General features: G+C 64.0%; 18 protein-coding genes. 10 read left to right on the top strand and 8 right to left on the bottom strand.

Annotated features, from left to right (window positions below):
* Nucleotides 1–153 precede the first annotated feature (153 nt).
* On the top strand, nt 154–783 hold the full coding sequence (locus tag CI41S_RS45220) for a helix-turn-helix domain-containing protein (protein ID WP_172628270.1): 630 nt from the start codon (nt 154–156) through the stop codon (nt 781–783).
* A 30-nt stretch (nt 784–813) separates the two neighbouring features.
* Here the strand turns inward: CI41S_RS45220 and CI41S_RS32080 are convergent, their stop codons facing one another.
* Nucleotides 814–3,135, bottom strand: a complete 2,322-nt coding sequence (locus tag CI41S_RS32080; RefSeq protein WP_139863108.1) for an FdhF/YdeP family oxidoreductase — start codon at nt 3,133–3,135, stop codon at nt 814–816.
* 220 nt (nt 3,136–3,355) lie between these two features.
* Here CI41S_RS32080 and CI41S_RS32075 point away from each other — a divergent pair, with 220 nt between their 5' ends.
* A complete protein-coding gene (locus CI41S_RS32075) occupies nt 3,356–4,603 on the top strand; it encodes a cupin domain-containing protein (protein WP_139863107.1) in 1,248 nt (415 codons plus the stop codon).
* 71 nt (nt 4,604–4,674) lie between these two features.
* On the opposite strand, the gene CI41S_RS32070 is transcribed toward CI41S_RS32075, so the two are convergent.
* A complete protein-coding gene (locus CI41S_RS32070) occupies nt 4,675–5,583 on the bottom strand; it encodes a LysR substrate-binding domain-containing protein (RefSeq protein WP_139863106.1) in 909 nt (302 codons plus the stop codon).
* Between the two features lie 418 nt (nt 5,584–6,001).
* Here CI41S_RS32070 and CI41S_RS32065 point away from each other — a divergent pair, with 418 nt between their 5' ends.
* The 3 genes from CI41S_RS32065 to CI41S_RS45080 all read left to right on the top strand — a co-directional run bounded on the left by CI41S_RS32065 (nt 6,002) and on the right by CI41S_RS45080 (nt 9,704).
* Complete coding sequence (locus CI41S_RS32065; RefSeq protein WP_139863105.1) at nt 6,002–7,465, top strand: catalase; 1,464 nt, start codon at nt 6,002–6,004, stop codon at nt 7,463–7,465.
* A gap of 367 nt (nt 7,466–7,832) precedes the next feature.
* The gene (locus CI41S_RS32060; protein WP_139863104.1) at nt 7,833–9,386 is read left to right on the top strand and encodes a winged helix-turn-helix domain-containing tetratricopeptide repeat protein; all 1,554 of its coding nucleotides are present in this window, start codon (nt 7,833–7,835) and stop codon (nt 9,384–9,386) included.
* Nucleotides 9,387–9,575: 189 nt separating this feature from the next.
* Nucleotides 9,576–9,704, top strand: a complete 129-nt coding sequence (locus CI41S_RS45080) for a hypothetical protein (protein WP_283813150.1) — start codon at nt 9,576–9,578, stop codon at nt 9,702–9,704.
* A gap of 229 nt (nt 9,705–9,933) precedes the next feature.
* On the opposite strand, the gene CI41S_RS32055 is transcribed toward CI41S_RS45080, so the two are convergent.
* The 4 genes from CI41S_RS32055 to CI41S_RS32040 all read right to left on the bottom strand — a co-directional run bounded on the left by CI41S_RS32055 (nt 9,934) and on the right by CI41S_RS32040 (nt 13,344).
* Entirely contained in the window at nt 9,934–10,431 is a 498-nt protein-coding gene (locus CI41S_RS32055; RefSeq protein ID WP_139863103.1) for a hypothetical protein, read from the bottom strand.
* A gap of 270 nt (nt 10,432–10,701) precedes the next feature.
* Nucleotides 10,702–11,055: a hypothetical protein gene (locus CI41S_RS32050; protein WP_139863102.1), complete on the bottom strand. Its 354-nt coding sequence runs from the start codon at nt 11,053–11,055 to the stop codon at nt 10,702–10,704.
* A gap of 184 nt (nt 11,056–11,239) precedes the next feature.
* On the bottom strand, nt 11,240–12,607 hold the full coding sequence (locus tag CI41S_RS32045) for a sensor histidine kinase (protein ID WP_139863101.1): 1,368 nt from the start codon (nt 12,605–12,607) through the stop codon (nt 11,240–11,242).
* A 56-nt stretch (nt 12,608–12,663) separates the two neighbouring features.
* Complete coding sequence (locus CI41S_RS32040) at nt 12,664–13,344, bottom strand: response regulator transcription factor (RefSeq protein ID WP_139863100.1); 681 nt, start codon at nt 13,342–13,344, stop codon at nt 12,664–12,666.
* 682 nt (nt 13,345–14,026) lie between these two features.
* Here CI41S_RS32040 and CI41S_RS32035 point away from each other — a divergent pair.
* The gene (locus tag CI41S_RS32035) at nt 14,027–14,275 is read left to right on the top strand and encodes a hypothetical protein (RefSeq protein WP_139863099.1); all 249 of its coding nucleotides are present in this window, start codon (nt 14,027–14,029) and stop codon (nt 14,273–14,275) included.
* A gap of 202 nt (nt 14,276–14,477) precedes the next feature.
* Here CI41S_RS32035 and CI41S_RS43815 read toward each other — a convergent pair whose 3' ends face one another.
* A complete protein-coding gene (locus tag CI41S_RS43815; RefSeq protein ID WP_172628268.1) occupies nt 14,478–14,615 on the bottom strand; it encodes a hypothetical protein in 138 nt (45 codons plus the stop codon).
* Between the two features lies 1 nt (nt 14,616).
* On the opposite strand from CI41S_RS43815, the gene CI41S_RS43810 reads away from it, so the two are divergent.
* Nucleotides 14,617–15,060 carry a hypothetical protein gene (locus CI41S_RS43810; protein WP_172628267.1) on the top strand — a complete coding sequence of 148 codons (444 nt, stop codon included), beginning with the start codon at nt 14,617–14,619 and terminating at the stop codon, nt 15,058–15,060.
* Between the two features lie 239 nt (nt 15,061–15,299).
* Nucleotides 15,300–15,500, top strand: a complete 201-nt coding sequence (locus CI41S_RS32020) for a hypothetical protein (RefSeq protein ID WP_139863096.1) — start codon at nt 15,300–15,302, stop codon at nt 15,498–15,500.
* A 247-nt stretch (nt 15,501–15,747) separates the two neighbouring features.
* Here CI41S_RS32020 and CI41S_RS32015 read toward each other — a convergent pair whose 3' ends face one another.
* Nucleotides 15,748–16,395: a hypothetical protein gene (locus tag CI41S_RS32015; RefSeq protein ID WP_139863095.1), complete on the bottom strand. Its 648-nt coding sequence runs from the start codon at nt 16,393–16,395 to the stop codon at nt 15,748–15,750.
* Between the two features lie 65 nt (nt 16,396–16,460).
* Here CI41S_RS32015 and CI41S_RS32010 point away from each other — a divergent pair, with 65 nt between their 5' ends.
* Nucleotides 16,461–17,639 carry an efflux RND transporter periplasmic adaptor subunit gene (locus CI41S_RS32010; RefSeq protein ID WP_139863094.1) on the top strand — a complete coding sequence of 393 codons (1,179 nt, stop codon included), beginning with the start codon at nt 16,461–16,463 and terminating at the stop codon, nt 17,637–17,639.
* Nucleotides 17,636–20,743, top strand: coding sequence for an efflux RND transporter permease subunit (locus CI41S_RS32005; protein WP_139863093.1), 3,108 nt, complete (start codon nt 17,636–17,638; stop codon nt 20,741–20,743). Before CI41S_RS32010 ends, CI41S_RS32005 begins: the two co-directional genes overlap by 4 nt.
* Nucleotides 20,744–20,822 lie beyond the last annotated feature (79 nt).

Genomic DNA, 20,822 nt, shown 5'->3' with positions numbered 1-20,822 from the left:
CCTATTTAATTGAGCCTATCCCGCCTGTTTGCCATGTTGGAAACGGCAGTGATTTGGCGATCTCGCGGCAAGCGGCATGGTGGGATCGCAGGGGCGGATGACCTGGATCGGCCTTGAGCAACGAAACAGTATTGTCCAGTGGGAGCAACTCTGATGTCGGGCGAGACGTGCACACAATCCTCTTCATGCGGCAACCAGGCCGCAGCCGGCGCCATTATCGCCGATAGCTCGCCGATGCAGCCGCGCGGCGATGTCATCCGGCCGTTGTTTCAGGCGTTCCGGCTTGCCGTTCATGATGATCAGCAGCGAGCCGAAGCCCGTCAGCCGGCGCCCGCGATCATACAGTTCAACCCGCGCGCCTGGCGCGCCCCTGCATCAGGCGCAGCCGAGACCAGCGACCGGCGAGTCCAGGCCTTGCAGAAATGGCGGCTCAAGCGGGTCGTCGACTATGTCGATCGTCACATCGCGTCGCGGATTACGCTGCTCGATCTGGCTGCGGTCGCAGGGTTGAGCCGGATGCACTTCGCCTCGCAATTCCGGGCCGCAACGGGCCTACGGCCGCATGAGTTTCTGCTGCGCGCGCGGGTGCGGCGGGCGGAGGAGTTGATGCAGGATCCCGCGATGACCTTGCTGGAAATCGCGCTCGCGGTCGGCTTCCAGACCCAGGCCCATTTCACCACCGTCTTCAAGCGGTTCACGGGATGCACGCCGCGGCATCGGCGCATGATGGGCCCGGCGCCGGCGCAGATCCGGATTGAACCGCAACTTGCGGATCATCTCTGAGGATCGAATTCTTGCTGGCTTGCATCCGTTTCATTCCCCGGATTGCCGGCGGTCGCCGGATGCGTCGTTCGCGGTAGCGCGCTCGATTCGGACCGGGATGCCCTTGGACGACGGGGTGAAGCTGACGGGATCGTGGGCGTAGAGCGGCACCAGCGGATTGGCCTCCGGATAGTAGGCGGCACAGCAACCGTCCGGGAACGAATAGCTGACCACGCGGAAATTGCGCACGCGCCGTTCGAGGCCGTCGGTCGATGCCGTCACCAGATCCACCCTGTCGCCGTCCGCAAGGCCGCGCTTCTCCAATTCGTGCTGGTTCAGAAACACGATGTCGCGCTGGCCATAGACGCCGCGATAACGGTCGGACAGCGAGTAGAGCGTCGTGTTGTACTGATCGTGGCTGCGGATGGTGCTCAGCCGGAGCGTCTCGGGATGCGTGTCGCTCCGATCCTCGCCGAGACCGTCGAACACCAGGAAGTTGGCCTTGCCGCTAGCCGTGGCCCAGATCCGTTCGCGCGCGGTCGAGACAAGGTGGAAGCCGCCGGGCGCGCGAACGCGCGCGTTGTACGCCTGGAATATCGGGAACACGTCCTCGATGGCGTCGCGAATGCGATCGTAATCCGCGACGAGTTCGTCCCAATCGACCACCGAGCGCTGCCCGAGCGTCGCCCGCGCCATGCCGGCGACGATCGCCGGTTCGCTCAGCAAATGTTCGGAAGCCGGCGGATTGCGGCCGGCCGATGCATGGACCATCGACATGGAATCTTCCACGGTGATGGATTGCGGCCCACTCGCCTGCACATCCACCTCGGTGCGGCCGAGGCAGGGCAGGATCAGGGCATCGCGGCCGTGGATCAGGTGACTGCGATTCAGCTTGGTCGAGACGTGGACGGTGAGATCGAGATTCCTGAGCGCCTGCCGCGTCCGCTGCCAGTCGGGAATGGCGGCGGCGAAGTTGCCGCCCATCGCAACGAACACCCTCACCTCGCCGCGGATCATCGCCTCGAGGGCGGTGACGACGTTATGACCATGCGCGCGCGGCGGCTTGAAGCCGAAGCGGCGCTCGAGGCGGTCGAGAAAGTCGGCCGCGGGCGTTTCGGTGATGCCGACGGTGCGGTCGCCCTGAACGTTGGAATGGCCGCGGACCGGACAGATGCCGGCGCCCTCGCGCCCGATGTGGCCGCGCAGCAGAGCGAGGTTCGCCAGTTGCTGGACGTTCTGCGCGCCACGCCGGTGCTGGGTGATGCCCATGCCGTAGACGATGATGGCGCGCTCGGCGCGCATGTAGATATGCGCGGCATGCTCGATGTCCTCACGGCTGAGGCCCGAGCACTGTTCGATATCGCGCCACTGCGTCGCCTTCAGGTCCTCCGCGAGGGCCTCCAGGCCGACCGTGTGGCCGCGAATGAAATCCCAGTCCAGCACCGCCGGCTCCTCGAGCGCGCGCGCCGCAGCGTCACGCTCGACCAGAACCTTCATGATGCCCTTGATGACGGCGACATCGCCGCCGACCCGCACCTGATAGAGCTGCGAGCTGATCTGCGTCGAGCCGAAGGTGGCCATTTCGACCGGGCTCTGCGGCGCCTGAAACCGCTCCAGCGCACGTTCGCGAAACGGGTTGAACGAGATGATCGGCGCGCCGCGCCGCGCGGCATCGCGCAGATTGGTCATCATGCGCGGGCTGTTGGTGCCCGGGTTCTGGCCGAAGATGAAGATGCAATCGGCCTTGTCGAAATCCTCCAGCAGCACCGTTCCCTTGCCGACGCCGATCGATTGCGGCAGGCCGACGCTGGTGGCCTCGTGGCACATGTTGGAGCAATCGGGAAAGTTGTTGGTGCCGTATTCGCGCACAAACAGCTGGTAGAGGAAGGCAGCCTCGTTCGAGGTTCTGCCGGAGGTATAGAACTCCGCCATGTTCGGATCCGGCAGCACCTTGAGATGGCGGCCGACGATCGAGAACGCCTTGCTCCAGCTGACCGGAAGGTAGCGGTCGGTGGCCGCGTCATAGACCATCGGATGCGTGAGGCGGCCGACCATTTCGAGCTGGTAGTCGGACCAGCCAGACAATTCGGTCACGGTGTGCGCGGCGAAGAACTCGGGCGTGCAGCGCTTGGCGGTCGCCTCCCAGGCCACCGCCTTGGCGCCGTTCTCGCAGAACTCGAATGACGAGGTATGTTTCGGATCCGGCCAGGCGCAACCCGGGCAGTCAAACCCTTCGGGCTGGTTCATGCAGCCGAGCGTCGCGGCTCCCTTCACGGGGATGCCCTGCTCGATCAGGTGCGTGCTGAGGGCCTTGAGCGCGCCCCATCCCCCCGCCGGGTGATGATAGGGACGAATTGCTTTGCGTTCTGACATCGCGTGCGCCTCCGCGGATACCGATGTCTGATCAGCTAGGTCCCTGTTCGGACGATTCTTTTCGAAAACGCCTGATGGCCGCGCGTCGATATCCGCGCAAACGCCGCAGTGCATTCTGGAAAGCCAAACGCCGTTTCAGGGTTGGGCCTGTCCGATGCTAGCCTAGCTTGTAGGGAAGCCGCAGTCGGCAACCCCTGCACCTTTGCTTTGGAGCATGATCATGATTTCGAGACGGAACCTGCTGGCCGCATCGGCGGTCGGTGCTGCGATGACGGTGTCCGCTGCCAAGGCCAACTCATTCGGCAATCCCGACCAGCCGGCCGAGGGCGCGATCAATGCGAAGGGCCCCGGAAATCTCCGCGATCCGGGTCCGCAGAACCCGGCGCTCGGCAACCAGTTTCCGTCGGCGCAATCGCCGCCCGCCACCGACGTCGGCGGCATGCCGACGACATGGGCCTCGTTCAACAACGCGCCGAAGCGAATCCAGAACGGCGGATGGGCGCGTCAGGTCACCGTCGAAGACTTCGCGATCGCGAAGGAGATCTCCGGCGTCAACATGCGGCTGACGGCCGGCGGCATCCGCGAGCTGCACTGGCACCAGGCCGCCGAGTGGGCGATCATGACCTATGGCAGCTGCCGCGTCACGGTTCTCGACGCCGAGGGCCACCCCTACGTCGCCGACGTCAAGCAGGGCGATCTCTGGTACTTCCCCGCCGGCGCGCCGCATTCGTTGCAGGGCCTCGGCCCGGATGGCTGCGAATTCGTGATCTGCTTCGACGACGGCCATGCCGACGAGTTCAACACCCTGCTCGTCACCGACTGGTTCGCCCACACCCCGCCGGAAGTGCTGGCCAAGAATTTCGGCGTCCCGGCGGAGAGTTTCGCCAAGATCCCGCTGCACGATCTGTGGATCTTCCAGGGCACCGTGCCCGGCGATCTCGCCGCCGATCGCGCAGCCGTCCAGCAGGACGCGCCGGTCGCGACGCATCCCTTCATCTTCCCGCTCGGCTCATCGCGTCCGGTCAAGTCGTCGGAGACCGGGACCATCCAGGTCGCCGACAGCACCAGCTTCATGGCGTCCACCAACGTCGCGGCCGCACTGGTCACGGTGCGGCCCGGCGGCGTGCGCGAGATGCACTGGCACCCCAATGCCGACGAGTGGCAATACTACATCAAGGGCAAGGCGCGCATGACCGTGTTCGATACCGGCCCCAAGGCGCTGACGACCGATTTCAACGCCGGTGACATCGGCTATGTCAGGCGCAATCTCGGCCACTACGTCGAAAACGTCGGCGATACCGATCTGCAATTCATCGGCGTATTCCGCACCGCGCATTACCAGGAGGTCTCGCTGTCCAACTGGCTCACGCACACGCCGCCGAAGCTCGTGGCCCAGCATCTCAATGTCGACGAGGCCACGATCGCCAAATGGCCGCATAACGCGCCTGGCTTGATGCCTAAGTCCTGAGCCCGCCCTGCGCGACGATGAACCGGACGGCCGCGAACAACCCGTTCGCGGCCCGGTGACCGCAAGCGCCGTCAGGTCACGTCGACGTCGATGTCGAACGCGCTCGCGATCTGCCTCAGCCGCTCCGCTAGCGTCGAAAATTCCGATCCGCGCGGATCGCTGCGGCGCCAGGCGAGCCCGACCTTGCGTGAGTAGTTCGTGCCGCGCAGCCGTGAATAGACCACCGCATCGCGCTCGGAGACGGCAAGCGCCGGGACCAGCGTGCAGCCCTCTCCGGCGGCAACCATGTATTTCAGCGTTTCCAGACTGGTAGCGAGGCGATTGCTGCGGTCCGGGGCGGAGCAGCCGGCCAGCGCCTGCTCGCGGAGGCAGTGCCCCTCCTCCAGCAGCAGGCGGTCCTGGGCGTCGAGCCCTTCCCAGGTCGGCCCACTCTTCCTCGACGCAGGATGGCCCTTGGGACAGGCGAGCAGGAACGGCTCCGAGAACAATGCGACCGTTGCCAGCGCAGGATCATTCAGCGGCAAGGACAGTAGCACGGCGTCGAGATCGCCATCGATCAGCTTCGACACGAGTTCACTCGTCAGCCCCTCACTCAGAATGAGGCCGAGCTTGGGATAGCGCCGCCGCAGCCCCTGCAGGATTCGCGGGAAGAGGTACGGGCCGAGCGTTGAGATCGCCGCCAGGCGCAACGAGCCGCCGAATGGCTCATCGGCGTGCTGGGCCATCGTCAGCAGACGCCGTGCTTCGGCGAGGACCCGGCGGGCTTGTTCGACGAAGGCACGTCCCTCCGTCGTCACGATCACGCGCCGCGTCGTGCGCTCGAAGATCGCGATCCCGAGCCAGGCCTCGAGCTTGCGGACCTGCGCTGACAGCGATGGCTGGGCGACACGGCAATGCTCGGCAGCCCGGACAAAACTGCCGTGGTCCGCGATGGCGACCACGTATTCCAAGTCGCGGAGAGACATCCCGCTCAGGTTCATGCCGCAAGGTCCTCGATTGATAGGCATCATTGATGAAAGCAGATAGGACCTCGGACCTGATCCATCAATCGGCATTGTCCGGTTTGACGGAGCCTGGACGTGGCGGTGGCCGGGATCGACGGACCTTTGGCCAGGATCGACGGACCTCTCGCGTTGTTGCCCGGCGCCAAGCTCTTTAGTTGTCACCTCGAACAGCGCGGAGGAAGCCCATGCACCAACCACCGAGATTAAGAGGCACTGCCTCTCAATCGCATAGTACCTTTGTCATTCTCCGATCGAAGCCGAAGTGACAAGGTCGTCTCTGCCAGCGCGACCGTAAGTCGTAACCCAGACAACAAGGCCAGAGGTTTTACCGGCATCGCCCTGCGGCGCCGGACAGCGAAGTGCTGCCCATCAACAAGCAAACCAGGAGTCTCGAATGACTGCCAAGACCAAACCGCCGTTTATGACGCACGCCTCCGGCGCGCCGGTGACCGACAACGTCAACATCCTGACCGCGGGGCCGCGCGGGCCGGCGCTGCTGCAGGATGTCTGGCTGATCGAGAAGCTGGCGCACTTCCACCGCGAAGTGATTCCGGAGCGACGCATGCACGCCAAGGGCGCCGGCGCCCACGGCACCTTCACCGTCACCCACGACATCACGCGTTACACCAAGGCCAGCATCTTTTCGAAGATCGGCAAGCAGACGCCGATGTTCGCGCGGTTCTCGACGGTCGCCGGCGAGCGCGGCGCGGCCGATGCGGAGCGCGACATCCGCGGCTACGCGCTCAAATTCTACACCGATGAAGGTAATTGGGACGTCGTCGGCAACAACACCCCGGTGTTCTTCTTCCGCGATCCCTTGCGCTTCATCGACCTCAACCACGCCATCAAGCGGCACCCGCGCACCGGGATGCGCGATGCCGACATGAACTGGGATTTCTGGACGCTGCTGCCGGAGGCGCTGCACCAGGTCACCATCGTCATGAGCGAGCGCGGCATCCCGAAGAGCTTCCGTCACCAGCACGGCTTCGGCAGCCACACCTACAGCCTGATCAACGCCAGCAACGAGCGCGTTTGGGTGAAATTCCATTTCCGCACCCAGCAGGGCGTCGAGAACCTGACCGACGCCGAGGCCGAGGCGCTGGTCGGCAAGGACCGCGAGAGCCACCAGCGCGACCTGTTTGAGAGCATCGAACGCGGTGACTTCCCGCGCTGGACGCTGTTCATCCAAGTGATGACGGACCAACAGGCGACGGCTTTTCCGTTCAACCCGTTCGATCTAACGAAGGTCTGGCCGAAGGCGGATTATCCCCTGATCGAGGTCGGCACCTTCGAGCTCAACCGCAATCCCGAGAACTTCTTCGCCGAGACCGAGCAGGCGGCGTTCACGCCGGCCAATGTCGTGCCCGGCATCGGCTATTCGCCCGACAAGATGCTGCAGGCCCGGCTGTTCTCCTATGGCGACGCGCAGCGCTACCGGCTCGGTGTCAACCATCACCAGATCCCGATCAACGCGCCGAAATGCCCGTTCCACAGCTTTCACCGCGACGGCGCGATGCGCACCGACGGCAATCTGGGCGCCACCTTGAGCTACTGGCCGAACAGCCACGGCGAATGGACCGACCAGCCGCAGATGAACGAGCCGCCGCTCGAGATCACCGGCGCCGCTGCGCATTGGGATCATCGTGTGGACGACGATCATTGGCAGCAGCCGGGCGACCTGTTCCGCAAGATGAATGCCGCGCAGAAGCAGGCGTTGTTCGACAACACCGCGCGCCAGGTCGGCAAGGCGGCCCGGCACATCCAGGAGCGCCATGTGGCCAACTGCAGCAAGGCCGATCCGGCCTACGGCAAGGGCGTTGCCGACGCCCTCGACCGGTTCGCCGCCGGCAAGCTCTAGGCGGCCAACTCCCTCGAAGCACAAGACCCGCGCCGGATCGGCGCGGGTGACGTCGCAGAACTCCCGCCGCAGCTGGCGCTGCCCCCAAATGCCGAAAAACAACCCCATGCAAAGTAGCCGGCGGCCGCCGGCGCTCGACAAGGCGCTTGACACGTCGGGCAAGTCAGGGGTAATTTTCCAAAATTCCGAAATCGTGCATCTCCTCGCCCGCAGCACAGCGGGAGGAATTCAGGCCGGCCGGGCGGATGCAATTCAGGCCAGGCGCCAGCGGCTTACATTTCCCTCACCCGCAGCTTATGCTTGCGATTTCCAGCCAGCCCAAAGCGTTACCCGGTGATCGGGGCTCTCATCCAACGGGATTCGCAGCTTGCGCTATCTCTTCGAGGATTATGCATTCGACCCTGACCGGCGCGAGTTGTATCGCGGGGCGAACGTCGTCCGCATCGCACCGCAGGTGTTCGATCTGCTCGATTATCTGATCCGCAACAGGGAGCGCGTCGTCAGCAAAGACGACCTCATCGATGCCGTTTGGAACGGGCGCAGCGTTTCGGATGCCGCACTGACGACCCGGCTGAATACCGCCCGAAGCGCAATCGGCGATTCCGGCGAGGAACAGCGACTGATCAAGACGTTACGACGCAAGGGATTCCGTTTCGTCGGACAGGTGCAGGAGGCGCCGGAGGCTGCAGGTCCAAATCCGGGCGATCCGCCCGAGAGCGCCCCTGCGGTACCCGACAGGCCCTCCATCGCCGTACTGCCGTTCGCGAACATGTCCGGCGATCCCGAGCAGGAGTACTTTGCGGACGGGATGGTTGAGGAGATCACGACCGCGCTTTCGCGGTTCAAATCGTTGTTCGTGATCGCGCGCAATTCGAGTTTCACCTTCAAGGGCAAAGCGGTCGACATCAAGGAAGTCGGGCGCAGGCTCGGCGTGCGCTATGTCCTCGAGGGGGAGGTGCGCAAGGCGTCGGGGAAAGTTCGCATCACCGGCCGGTTGATCGAAGCCGCTACGGGCACACACATCTGGGCGGACAGATTCGAGCGCGACATGACCGACATTTTCGCGCTGCAGGACGACGTCACGCTCGCCATTGTCTCGGCGATTCAGCCCAGGTTGGTTCAAGCCGAAATTGCACTGGCGTCGCGGCGGCGACCGGAAGACCTCACCGCGTATGATCTTTATCTCCGGGCAATACAGCAAGCCGTCCGATCGACCCGCGAAAGTTTGGCCGAGGCACTCCGACTGGTCCAGCGCGCCTTGGAGCTTGACCCTGGATTTGCTGCTGCGGCAGCTTTGGCAGGTGCCTGTCATTTGGAAAACGTGCTGAGGAGCTATGCGATCGACCCACAATTCGAACGCAAGGAAGCCGTTCGGCTTATGCGCCAGGCATTGAGCCTCGACGATCATGATCCGGGCACGTTGGCAACTGCCGCATTAATCTCGGCTCTTCTGCTCGGCGATTGTGAGGCCGAGATCGAGATGGCCGATCGAGCGGTCGCGCTCAACCCAAATTCATACAACACATGGAACCGCAGAGGCTGGGTCTACAACATTGTGGGGCAGCCGGAGGAAGCGATCCGGAGCCTTGAACGCGCGATGCGAATGAGCCCGGTGGACCCGCTACAATTCACAGCGCTGACCGGGATGGGATTTGCCTTGATCGAGCTTCGTCGCTTTGACGAGGCCATTGTTGCCGGGAAGAAAGCCCTGCGTCAGAACCCTTCCTATCCAGGAGCATACCGCTGCCTCGCGTCCGCGTTCGCCCATCTCGGACGGGACGCTGAAGCCCGTGAAGCGGCAGCCGGTGTGCTCGAGCTCGACCCTGCTTTCACGATATCGGCGTGGATCGCTCGGAGCCGGCTATCAATCAATGCGAAGCTGATGATCGAGGGTTTTCGCAAAGCCGGGTTGCCCGAATGAGCCGTGCTCGTCCGCATCGACCGGCTGATTGTTAGGGCGCGACTTGCCGCGCGGCACGGGTACGCCGCTGGCCCGCGACCGAAGGTTCCCTTCGCCATCGCAATGTCGGCTGTAGCGGCAGGGAACCCCATCGGTTGGAACGTCGTTCGAACCTGTCCGTTGATCAAATGGCTTATTGGAGAGCCATCTATGCAAGGCGGTTACGGTACTTTTCGCGACGCGGAGTTCTGGTTGGCTGCTGCAGTCAGTTGCGCGCCCGCGTTGCTGATTGCCGCGATGATGATTGCATCGCTTATTCATCCCCAGTTCCCGGGCTGATTCGTGAACCAATTCGCAAAGCTGCGAGCAACGGGCAAAGTGCTACAGATGATGGCGGGAGCAGCCGTTCTGCTGGCGCTGTTGCTCATGGGTTTCGTATTTGGCGCAATATAACTTCGAGACACGAGTATTGCTTTCGTATCGGCGGACGGCGAGATTCGAGGGATTGCTATCTGCGCCATTCTCGCCGAGATCGAAGGCCCCTCGGATTGGCGCCTAACCGTCGTGTTCAAGACCGCCGAAACGCCACCGCAGCGGATTTTTTCATCTCACTCACATACTGGCGGGCGGCCTTGCTTATTGCACGAATGGCTTGCCAAGCCTCGGTGGCTTCCAGCCATGCCTTGGCTTCGCGGAATTTTGTGTACGCCCAGAGAAACGCTGGAATCTTCATAAGCTTGTCCCGGGTGAGGCTGAATAGACGCTCGACCAGCACAAGCTTGAGAAGTTCACCGACGATCAATGTCACAACGCTACTGACCATCTGACCAGTGGCAGCCAGATAAGCCGCCACGGGTTTGACCGGTTCCAGAATGATCACGGGTACCGAAAACAGCGCCAGCGACGGGTAGGGCCGCAACGACCTGATCCACACGCGCAATCGCCTCAACACGACGTGCCTTGCAAGCCAGCCCGAGATCGGCTTGGCGATGGCCATGAAAGCCGCATCCACCAAAAAATACAGAGTGGCCAGAACATAAGTGACCGGTTTCAGGATCCGCTTCACTGGCAATTCTCCTAGCCGATGCAACCCGTAAGAGTTCGAAATGGTTTCGCTTTTCCTCCAGGCATTTTTTGACCTTAGCGATGGATCTCCGGTCCTCCGCTCGCTAGCTGTCCTTTCTCCAGCCATGCAGCATGGTCGCGGCCAGTCGACCCGAGTTTACGACCGCAGAACCTACGGATTCGAGGGTGCTCCAACCGAGCACGATGGTTGTTCGCTCGGCTCTCAGTGATTGATCACAACGCCAATCGGGCGTGAGCCGTCGGCCGGCCGCTAATAGCAGGCGGCCTCCTGCTGACTGGCTGTTGCGACGCAGTAGCCGTAACTGGCGCGGTACGGGTAGCCGTAGGCATAGGGGTAACCGTAGTCGTAACCGTATGCGTACGGGTAGCCGTATTCGTAGGGGTAACCGTAGGAGGCGTAGGCACCTGCCAGGCCGAGACCTATCCCAACCCCAACAGCGGCCGCTCCAAACCCGCCTCCGCGCCAGCCGCCGCCACCAAATCCGCCGTGGAAACCACCGCGATGAAAGCCACCGCCGCCGAAGCCTCCCCGCGCGGAAGCCGCCGTCGGTGCAAACGCCACGGCCGTAATTGCCGCTAATGTGATCAGGATTTTCCTACGCATCGGACTCTCCCAGTTCTAGAAAGTAGCCCGATTTGGAGAACGTCTCACGTCCATTTTAGTTGCTGATGAGTTCCCGGCCTTCAGCCAGGTCTCGATCGGCCGGCGGACTGGTTCGTCCAGGGTCTTGCCCGATGGATGGTGGATGGATCGCGGCCCGCCAGGTACGGCCTGATCTCGCCATGCCTCAGCTGCTCTGCCGATCAGCGCACACGATATCGAAGCGGCCGCCGGGACCGGGTTGAACCACGAGGCGGAAACCATGCAGCTTGACGATCGCGGCGACCAGGCTCAGCCCGAGCCCGACGCCGGGCGTGTGGCGCATCTTGTCGGAGCGGTAGAAGCGCCGCAGCACCGCCTCGCGCTCCTGCTCGCCGATCCCGGGTCCGGTGTCGGTCACGTGCACGATCGATGCGTTCTCGCCGCGCAACAGAGCGAGGTTCACCTTGCCGCCGGGCGGGGTGAACTTGATGGCATTGTCGACGAGATTGGCGACAGCCTCGAACAGCAGATCGCGGTCGCCCCAAACGTGGAGCTTGCGGTCGATATCGACGCCGAGCGCGATCTGCTTGTCCTCGGCGATCGGCTCGTAAACGTCGCAGATCTCGCGCAGGATCTCATGCAGGGCGACGTTGCCGAAGCCCGCGGAACGCCGGCTGTTCTCGATCTCGGTCAGCCGCAGCAGCGCGGTGACGATGGCAAGCGACTGGTCGATGCCGGCGACGGCCTTGTCCGTGACCTCCTGGAGCTGCTCCAGCGTGGTTGCGTGGGTGCGGCCCCGCTCCAGCGCCAGGCGGGCCCGCGTCAGCGGGGTCCGGAGGTCGTGGGCGATGTCGTTGCCGACGCCCGCCAACGCGGTGATCATCGACTCCATTTCATCGAGCATGCCGTTCACGATCACGGCCAGCCGAGAGAACGGATCGTCGACGCCATCATGCGGAAGGCGCTCCTGCAGGTCACCGGCGACGATCCGCTGGACCCGCTGGTTGACGTTCTCGACGCGCCGCTGCGCACGCAAGCTCAGCCAGGCTCCCGCCACCAGGCAGAGGCAGAGCGCCGGCACGAGACCGAGCGCAAGCGCCTCCCCGACCACGCTCGATATTTCCCGGGTCTCGTCGACGTTTCGTCCGATGAACAGAACGTCACCATGATCGAGGCGCCTGCCCACCGCCCGGATCGTCGGGCCGCTGTCATTCGCAGCGCCCATGCGCACCACTTTGGCGGCTTGCACCGATCCGTCAAGGGCGAACCCGGCGGGCACGCTTTCGACATTTCCGGCAAGCCGTCCGCCGCTCGGGTCGAACAACCCGGCGAACTGCACCCGCCTGGAGTCTTGCGCAAGATGACTTTCAATGGCGTGGATACGGCGATCGTGCGGCAGCTCCGCCATGTAGTTCATCTGCACGCTGATCATGCGGTCCGATCGCGCGATCAGGTAAGTATCGATCTTCCAGTAGATGAATCCGAACAGCACGATCACGAACAGCGCAAACAGCGCCGATACCGCCGCGGTCCAGCGGAACGTGTTGGAGCGCATGAACTGCAATTGGCGCATCGGTCCCGCCGGACCCCTCTTGATGTCTGCCGTGAGCACGTCGAGCACCGGAAGGATTATGACTGAGCTCTGAGGATGAACCCGGAGCCGCGCACATTATGAATCATCTGCGGTTCGCCGGGACCGTCGACCTTGTGCCGCAAGCGGCCCATATGCACATCGACCAGATTGGTCGTGGCCGGCACGAATTTGTAGTTCCAGACCTCCTCGAGCAGCATCGCCCGCGTCAGCAATTGATCGCTCCGCCGCATCATGTATTCGAGCAGCCGAAATTCGCGCGGCAGGAGATCCATGCTGCGGTCGCCTCGCCGTGCCGTGCGCTTGATCAGATCGAGCTCGAGCGTCCCCACCCGCAGCGTCGTCTCGCGGCTGTCGACCGGACGGCGGAGCAGCGCCTCGACGCGCGCGATCAGTTCGACGACCGCGAACGGCTTGGTCAGATAATCGTCTCCGCCGCTGCGCAAGCCGCGCACCCGGTCGTCGACGGCGCTGAGCGCGCTCAGCACCAGGACCGGCGTCGCCACCTGATCCTTTCGCAGCGTCTCGATGACGCTGAGGCCATCCATCCCAGGCAACATGCGGTCCACGATCATGACGTCGGGGTCGTTCGCACGCGCCTTGGCGAGACCATCAATACCGTTCGCCGCCCGCTCGACGTCGAACCCGAGCCCGCTCAGCTCAGCGACAACCTCCTCGGCCGTTCCGTCGTCGTCTTCTATCAGAAGAACCTTTGTCATTCGCTCGATCTCAAATACTCCAGAGCATGTCGGTCCCGGGGAGGACAGCATATGCGCGCTGCTTGGCAAAGTCATAGTCCGGTAGGCCCCGAGGACGCCGCGAGAGACGTGAGCCGGATCGCGCCGCCCGCCGACCTGGCGAGAGCGCGTCCGCTTCGGGGGTCGCCGCCTCAGTCAGGCGCGGCGGGATCCCGGCGGCACAACTAGCCCGCTTTCGGGCGACCGGCCATTAAATAGCAGTTTAGAGAGCTTGGCGGACGTTCGCGGACCGCCCGGACCCAGCCTGAAAATCGATTTTAGACGACACCTCCCGGATACCGGCCTAAGGCTTGGCCAGACATCCGGGGAGGCCGGGATCGAAGCGCCCGACCATCGGCGATCCGCTTGACGCATCCCGCGCGTCTGCCCCTGCGATGGGCAGAGCCGCCTTCGGCATTGCCCGGCGCGAGCAGCGCGATCCTCGCTTGCCGGATTCGCCCACGGGACTGCCGCAGCAACTTGCCGGGCAACGCGGCGTTTCACGCACGGCATGTCGTGATCGCCATCCCGCTCATGCAGCACGAACTCACACGGCATTGAAGAGACGTGAGGCGCTCGTGCGTTGGGCTGCGCAGCCATCGCCCCTACGTGCTGCTACGGGCCTCGCCTTGATGCGGGCTGCTGTCTTCAACGGAGAAATTCAATGACCACACTCAAACTGCTGTCCACCGGAATGATTGCGGTAGCGATGCTGGCGACGCCGGTCATGGCTCGCGAGGTCCACGTCGCTCACCGCCACCACGCCGTGATGGCGGCCGATGTCGATGCGTCGGATGCGCCCATCGTGGTCGATGGCCGTGCCTGCGTTCCGGCGCCGCGCGTCGGCGCGTTTGCGACCGCGCCGTGGACCGGCGACAACGTGCCCTGCGAGCCCTATGCGGGCGCCTACTGACCGCAGACTCAGCGCGCCCGTTCCGCATTCTGCTCGCATGCGAGCAACTGAAGGTCCGGGCGCCGATCGCTCAGCGGAATTGTCCGACGAGCGGGCCCGGAATCATGTTCCGGCCCGCTCGTTGTTTTTGAACCGACGGTGAGGCGCATCAAAATCCGACTGCACAGGTGCACTGCCTCAACTTGTCGGGATGCCGCCTGCTTCATGCATTCTTGATGGCGAATTTAATGGCGTGGCTGTTCGCCGCTCCTACCTTCTTGATCATCACGAGGCGCGGCGGCACTGCGACACGCAAGTCGGCATCGATCGCCGGACGCTTCGACACGGAAAGGAGTGTCATGATGAAACGAGTGCTGATGATCCTGGCAACCGCTGCGGTTGCGACAGTCGTGGCGGTGGGTGCGGCCGATGCACGCGGCGGCGGAGGTGGCGGTGGCGGCCATGGCGGCGGCTTCGGTGGCGGCTTTGGCGGCGGCGGCCACGTGGGTGGTTTCGGCGGCGGTGGTGCGCATGTCGGCGGCTTCGGCGGCGGCGCGCGTCTCGGCGGTGGCACTGCTGTCACACATCTCGGCGGCTTCGGCAGCGGCATGCATGTCGGCAGCGCCGCCGGGCTCGGCGGGGATCACATCGGCCGCGGCGAGCATGCCTACGGCACGGGCGTCCACCATGCCATTCACCATTTCGGTCGCTACTCGCCTGGCTATTACGGCTTCTACGGCGATTCAGATTGCTACGACTGGTACGACCTGCACCCCGATACGCCGCTGCCGCTGAGCTGCAGCTAGTCTCATTGCTGTTCGCTGCCTGCTGTTCGCTGCCTCGGTCCGGATTTCATCAAGCCGATCCGGACCGGCGGCGGATCCAATCACCGGCGTCAATTCAAAGTGACATCTCTGAACTCCAATTCATTGGGATTGCATCCGGGGCAGCCCTATCTGCAGCTGCAGAGCCCGCCGGATCGCCGCGTTTCATGTCGCGGCTGGACGATCAGATCATCCGTCGGGGCTCACAACAGGAGACGACCATGAGAAAGACTTCGATCACCATCGCAGCGGCCGCCATGCTCGCGGCACTCGCCGTGCCAGCCGTCGCGAGCGCCGCGTCCTATCGGCCTCACGTGGCGATGACCCACGCGGGCAGCTATTCGGCTGACCAGCAAGGCGCGGAACGGTCGGCAGCGCCTGATCCCTACGCCTATCACGGCGGTCCGAAAGGCAACGAGTGATATCGCCGGCCGAACGGCCCGCGGGCGTCCGGCAAAGGCAACCAACCAGAAGCAGACCCGCTCCGGCGGGTCGTTCTGTATCTGCGCCACTGATCGCCGCACGCGGCGAAGTTCGTGCGAAGACGCAACAACGGCGGGCGCGGCCTGCCTAGATTTGAAGTGTCCAACCGGTTCAACGGAGCATGCACATGAGGTGTTGGCTGATCGCTGTCTGTCTTGCGCTCTCGGCGGGCGGGGCCGCATCGGCTCAGGTCAGCGGAATGGCTGTTCCGACGCCCATGATCGACGCCACGTCACCGCTCACCAGCGCGACGGGCTCGGCCGTATCACCGGTTGGCATTGGCCTCGGCGCAACCGAGCTGCCCTCTCCCGGTATCAGTCCGGCGCCAACCGTCACCGGCAGCATCGCCGTGCCGATCACCGGCACCGCATGCGCGACGCTTGGAACGTCACCGTCCGCCATGTTCGGCGCGACGTCGACGTTTGATGGCGGTGGAATGACGACGAGTCCGGGAGCGACCTTGGACAGCTCGTCCGGAATTTCGCCGACATCGGGGCTGACACAGGGCTCCGGAATGACGACCTCGTCCGGCGTGCTGGACACCGCCGGAATGTCGGGCATGTGCGGCTCGGGCGCGAGCAGCATCGCCGCTTCATCCACCCCCAATGCGACCACGCCGATCACGCCGGGCGGCGCCGCGCGAACCGGCATTCCGCTTGGCTCGACCGAGATCGGCAATCTCGGCGTCAGCTCCGCCGCCCTCGTTCCGACGCCGGGCGTGCTGCCCATCACCGGCAGCCAGACCCCTGTCGCGACGGCGGCGACGGCGCTGCCGGCGCTCGGCAACCTATCCACGACCTCGACTGCGCCGACGACATTTGGATGTTCCGCCATCGGGACATCGACAGCCACGACCATCGCAGGCAGCTGCTAGACCATCTCCGGTCGGAGTAACGTTCATGAAGAAAGCCATCATCGCCTCCGTCGCCGTGACGATCGCCGCGAGCGCCGGGCTGTTGTACGCGGCGCATGTGCTGCCGCTGCGGCAAGCCGCAGCGAAGGCTGCGCCGCCGGCTCCGGTGCCGATCGTCGCGGGCACCGTGACGCAGCACGACGTGCCGATCTATCTGACCGGCGTCGGAACCGCGATCGCCTACAACACCGACGTGGTTCGCGCCCAGATCCAGGGGCAGATCATCAGCATCAACTTCACCGAAGGGCAGAAGGTTCACGTGGGCGACCTGCTGGCGCAGATCGACCCGCGGCCGTACCAGGCCCAGATCGATCAATTCACGGCAAATCTCGAGCGCGACGAGGCGCAGCTCATGAACGCCAAGGCCAACCAGCTTCGCTACACCCAGCTCGGCGACAAGGGCTGGGCCACGCCGCAACTGATTGAAACGCAGAATGCGCAGGTCGGGGAGCTGACCGCGGCGGTCAAGGCGGACCAGGCGTTGATCGATGCCGCAAGGGTGCAGCTCAGCTTCACCCGCCTGACATCGCCGATCGACGGCGTGGTCGGCATCCGTCAGATCGACGTCGGCAACATCATCAGCCCCTCCAGCACCAACGGGCTCTGCGTCGTCACGCAGCTCGATCCGATCTCGCTGATCTTCACTTTGCCCGAGACCGTGCTGCCGCAGATCCAGCAGCAACAGCAGAAGACGAATTCACCGATGACGGTGCTCGCCTATAATCAGGACAACACGATCCGGCTCGGCCAGGGTCAGCTCGGTCTCGTCAACAACGAGATCCTGCAGACCACCGGCTCGATCCAGCTCAAGGCGAATTTTCCGAACCCGACCAGAAGCCTGTGGCCCGGCGAGCTCGTCAACGCCCGCCTGCTGCTCGACACGCGGCACAACGGCCTCACGGTGCCCGCCGCGGTGATCCAACAAGGGCCGACCGGTGCCTACGCCTACGTGGTCAATGCCGACGACACCGTCTCGATCCGGCAGGTCAAGGTGGCGCAGATCAGCGACGGCCAGGCCCTGATCGACTCCGGCCTGTCGGCCAATGAGCAGGTCGTGGTCGACGGACAGTACAAGCTGCAGCCGGGAACGCATGTCACGCTGCTGCACGGCAAAGCGGCGCAGGAAGCCGCCGCACAGGACGCAATGCAGGCACCGATCCCATGAACATCTCCGCGCCTTTCATCAAACGGCCGATCGCGACCGCCCTGCTGATGGTGGGATTGCTGGCGGCCGGCCTCATCGCCTATCCGCTGATGCCGGTGGCGGCGCTGCCGAACGTCAACTATCCGACGCTGACCGTGACGGCGCAGTTGCCGGGCGCCGACCCGCAAACCATGGCGTCGTCCGTCGCCTCGCCGCTCGAGCTGCAGTTCGGCCAGATTCCGGGCCTCAGCCAGATGACGTCGTCGAGCGCGCTCGGCTACACCCAGGTCACGCTGCAATTCGACCTGAACCGCCAGATCGACGGCGCCGTCAGCGATACGCTGTCGGCGATCAATGCGGCGAGCCCCTATCTGCCGACCGGGCTGCCGTATCCGCCGACCATCCACAAGGTCAATCCCGCCGATACGCCGATCCTCGTGCTCGGCCTCACCTCGGACAGCCTGCCGCTCACCACGGTGGACGCCTATGCCGAGAACATCCTGTTGCAGAAGATCTCGCAGATCCAGGGCGTCGGCCTGGTCGGCATCGGCGGTCAGCAGAAGCCGTCGGTCCGCATCCAGGTCGATCCCGAAGCGCTGGCGGCGCGCGGCATCAACCTCGAGGACGTGCGCACCGTTCTCGGTCAGGCCAATGTCGATCTGGCCAAGGGAACGCTCAACAGCCCGCGTCAGACCTACACACTGAACACCAACGACCAGCTGTTCAAGCCCGATCAATATGCCGACCTGGTGATCGCCTATCGCAACGGCTCGCCGGTCCGCATCAAGGACATCGGACGCGCCGTCAGCGCCGGCGAGAACGATTTGATCGCCGGCTGGTACAACCACCAGCGTGCGATCATCCTCGCGGTGCAGCGCCAGCCCGGCGCCAACGTCATCCAGACCGTGCAGCGGATCAAGGACCTGATGCCGACTTTGCAGGCTTCGATCCCCGCCGCCATCACGATCAACGTCATCTCGGACCGCACCCAGACGATCCGCGCCTCGATCACCGACGTGCAGTTCACCCTGTTCTTGACCGTCGCGCTGGTCGTGATGGTGATCTTCATCTTCCTGCGCAGCTTCTGGGCGACCATCATCCCGGCGGTCACCGTGCCGCTGTCGCTGATCGGCACGTTCGCGGTGCTCTATGAGATGGGCTACAGCCTCGACAATCTTTCCCTGATGGCGCTGTCGATCGCGGTCGGCTTCGTGGTCGACGACGCCGTCGTCGAGATCGAGAACATCACGCGGCATATCGAGGAAGGCCTGTCGCCATATGATGCCGCGATGAAGGGATCGGGCGAGATCGGCTTCACCGTGATGGCGATCACCTTTTCGCTGATCGCGGTGTTCATTCCGCTGTTCTTCATGGGCGGCTATGTCGGACTATTGTTCCGGGAATTCGCCATCACGGTGAGCGTCGCGCTGCTGCTCTCGCTGGTGATCTCGCGGACCCTGACGCCGATGATGTGCGCCTATCTGCTGAAGCCGGAAAGCCAGCAGCATGGCCGGCTCTATCGCTGGTCGGAACGCGGTTTCGACGCGCTGCTCGGCCTCTACGAGGCCGGGCTGAAGGTCGTGCTGCGGCATCGCTTCATCACCTTGATGGTGATGCTCGGCACCATCGTGGTGACCGGCTATCTCTATGTGATCATCCCGAAGGGCTTCTTCCCGCAGCAGGACACCGGCTTGATCCTGGGCCAGTCGGAAGCGGCCCAGGACATCTCGTTCCAGGCCATGGCGCAGCGCCAGCAGGCCATGCTCGACGCGATCCTGCGCGATCCCGCCGTCGCTACCGTCGGCTCGGCGGTCGGCGCCGGCGGCGGCACCTACACCGTCAACAATGGCCGCGTCTTCATTCAGCTCAAGCCGGCCGACCAGCGCGATCCCATCGGCAAGGTCATCGCGCGCCTGCGCAGCAATCTCGCCAAGATCCAGGGCATCACGCTCTACATGCAGCCGGCGCAGGACATCACCATCGGCGCCCGGCTGAACAAGACCCAGTTCCAGTACACCATGAGCGACGCCGATGCCGGCGAGCTGAGCCATTGGGCGGACCAGTTCCTCGAAAAGATCAGGACGCTGCCCAGCGTCGCCGACGTCACGACCGATCAGCTCAACTCCGGACCGCTGCTCGACATCAAGATCAAGCGCGAGGTGGCATCGTCCTACGGCATCCTGCCCTTCACTATCGACAATACGCTGGACGACGCATTCGGACAGCGCATCGTCTCGACCATCTACACGACGCTGCAGCAGTATCATGTCATCCTGGAGGTCAATCCGAAATTCCAGTACGGGCCGGAGGCGCTCAACGGCATCTACGTCAAGTCCTCGAGCGGCCAGCAGGTGCCGCTGTCGACTCTGGTCGATTCCGTTGTGAAGGTTTCGCCGCTGGTCGTCAACCATCAGGGCCAATTCCCCTCGGTGACGATCTCGTTCAACCTGGCGCCGGGTGCGGCGATCGGCGACGCGGTGAGCGGTATTCAGGGCATCGAGAAGGCGCTGCATCCGCCGCTGTCGCTGCAGACCAGCTTCCAGGGCAATGCGCAGGCGTTCGGCGCCTCGCTGCAGAGCACCCCGATCCTGATCGGCGCCTCGCTGTTCGTGATCTACCTGATCCTCGGTGTGCTCTATGAGAGCATGATCCATCCGATCACCATCATCTCGACGCTGCCATCGGCCGGCGTCGGCGCCTTGCTGCTCTTGATGGCTGTTCATTTCGACCTCAGCGTGATTGCGATCGTCGGCATCATCCTCTTGATCGGCATCGTCAAGAAGAACGGCATCATGCTGGTCGACTTCGCGATCCAGGCCGAGCAGACCGAGGGGCTGCCGACCGAACAGGCGATCTACCAGGCCTGCATCAAGCGCTTCCGGCCGATCCTGATGACGACGATGGCGGCGCTGCTCGGCGCGGTGCCGATGATGATCGGCACCGGTGTCGGATCGGAGATCCGCCAGCCGCTGGGCTATGCCATCGTCGGCGGCCTCGCGCTGTCGCAGCTGCTGACGCTGTACACCACGCCCGTGGTCTATCTCTATCTGGACCGCCTGCAGATCTGGCTGTTCAGGCGCCATGAAGCGGCGCCGCAAGGTGCCTATCCGACGCCTGCGGAATGAGCTTGCGGGTGGCGCCGGGCTGCAGACGGCCTGTCGCCACCTGCCCGGCAGGCCGTCGATGCAGACCAGACCGGCGTCT

Origin of the sequence: Bradyrhizobium ivorense, from assembly GCF_900696085.1 — a bacterium.
GTDB classification, from domain to species: Bacteria; Pseudomonadota; Alphaproteobacteria; order Rhizobiales; family Xanthobacteraceae; genus Bradyrhizobium; species Bradyrhizobium ivorense.
Note: the sequence above shows the minus strand (reverse complement) of the source record. Positions and strands in the feature narration are given on the sequence as shown.

Bases quoted from the DNA above. Each gene is read 5' to 3' on its own strand.
- CI41S_RS45220 (WP_172628270.1), top strand. From the start codon at position 154: ATGTCGGGCGAGACGTGCACACAATCCTCTTCATGCGGCAACCAGGCC.
- CI41S_RS32080 (WP_139863108.1), bottom strand. From the start codon at position 3,135: ATGTCAGAACGCAAAGCAATTCGTCCCTATCATCACCCGGCGGGGGGA.
- CI41S_RS32075 (WP_139863107.1), top strand. From the start codon at position 3,356: ATGATTTCGAGACGGAACCTGCTGGCCGCATCGGCGGTCGGTGCTGCG.
- CI41S_RS32070 (WP_139863106.1), bottom strand. From the start codon at position 5,583: ATGAACCTGAGCGGGATGTCTCTCCGCGACTTGGAATACGTGGTCGCC.
- CI41S_RS32065 (WP_139863105.1), top strand. From the start codon at position 6,002: ATGACTGCCAAGACCAAACCGCCGTTTATGACGCACGCCTCCGGCGCG.
- CI41S_RS45080 (WP_283813150.1), top strand. From the start codon at position 9,576: ATGCAAGGCGGTTACGGTACTTTTCGCGACGCGGAGTTCTGGTTGGCT.
- CI41S_RS32050 (WP_139863102.1), bottom strand. From the start codon at position 11,055: ATGCGTAGGAAAATCCTGATCACATTAGCGGCAATTACGGCCGTGGCG.
- CI41S_RS32045 (WP_139863101.1), bottom strand. From the start codon at position 12,607: ATGCGCCAATTGCAGTTCATGCGCTCCAACACGTTCCGCTGGACCGCG.
- CI41S_RS32040 (WP_139863100.1), bottom strand. From the start codon at position 13,344: ATGACAAAGGTTCTTCTGATAGAAGACGACGACGGAACGGCCGAGGAG.
- CI41S_RS32035 (WP_139863099.1), top strand. From the start codon at position 14,027: ATGACCACACTCAAACTGCTGTCCACCGGAATGATTGCGGTAGCGATG.
- CI41S_RS43815 (WP_172628268.1), bottom strand. From the start codon at position 14,615: ATGACACTCCTTTCCGTGTCGAAGCGTCCGGCGATCGATGCCGACTTG.
- CI41S_RS43810 (WP_172628267.1), top strand. From the start codon at position 14,617: ATGAAACGAGTGCTGATGATCCTGGCAACCGCTGCGGTTGCGACAGTC.
- CI41S_RS32020 (WP_139863096.1), top strand. From the start codon at position 15,300: ATGAGAAAGACTTCGATCACCATCGCAGCGGCCGCCATGCTCGCGGCA.
- CI41S_RS32015 (WP_139863095.1), bottom strand. From the start codon at position 16,395: ATGGCGGAACATCCAAATGTCGTCGGCGCAGTCGAGGTCGTGGATAGG.
- CI41S_RS32010 (WP_139863094.1), top strand. From the start codon at position 16,461: ATGAAGAAAGCCATCATCGCCTCCGTCGCCGTGACGATCGCCGCGAGC.
- CI41S_RS32005 (WP_139863093.1), top strand. From the start codon at position 17,636: ATGAACATCTCCGCGCCTTTCATCAAACGGCCGATCGCGACCGCCCTG.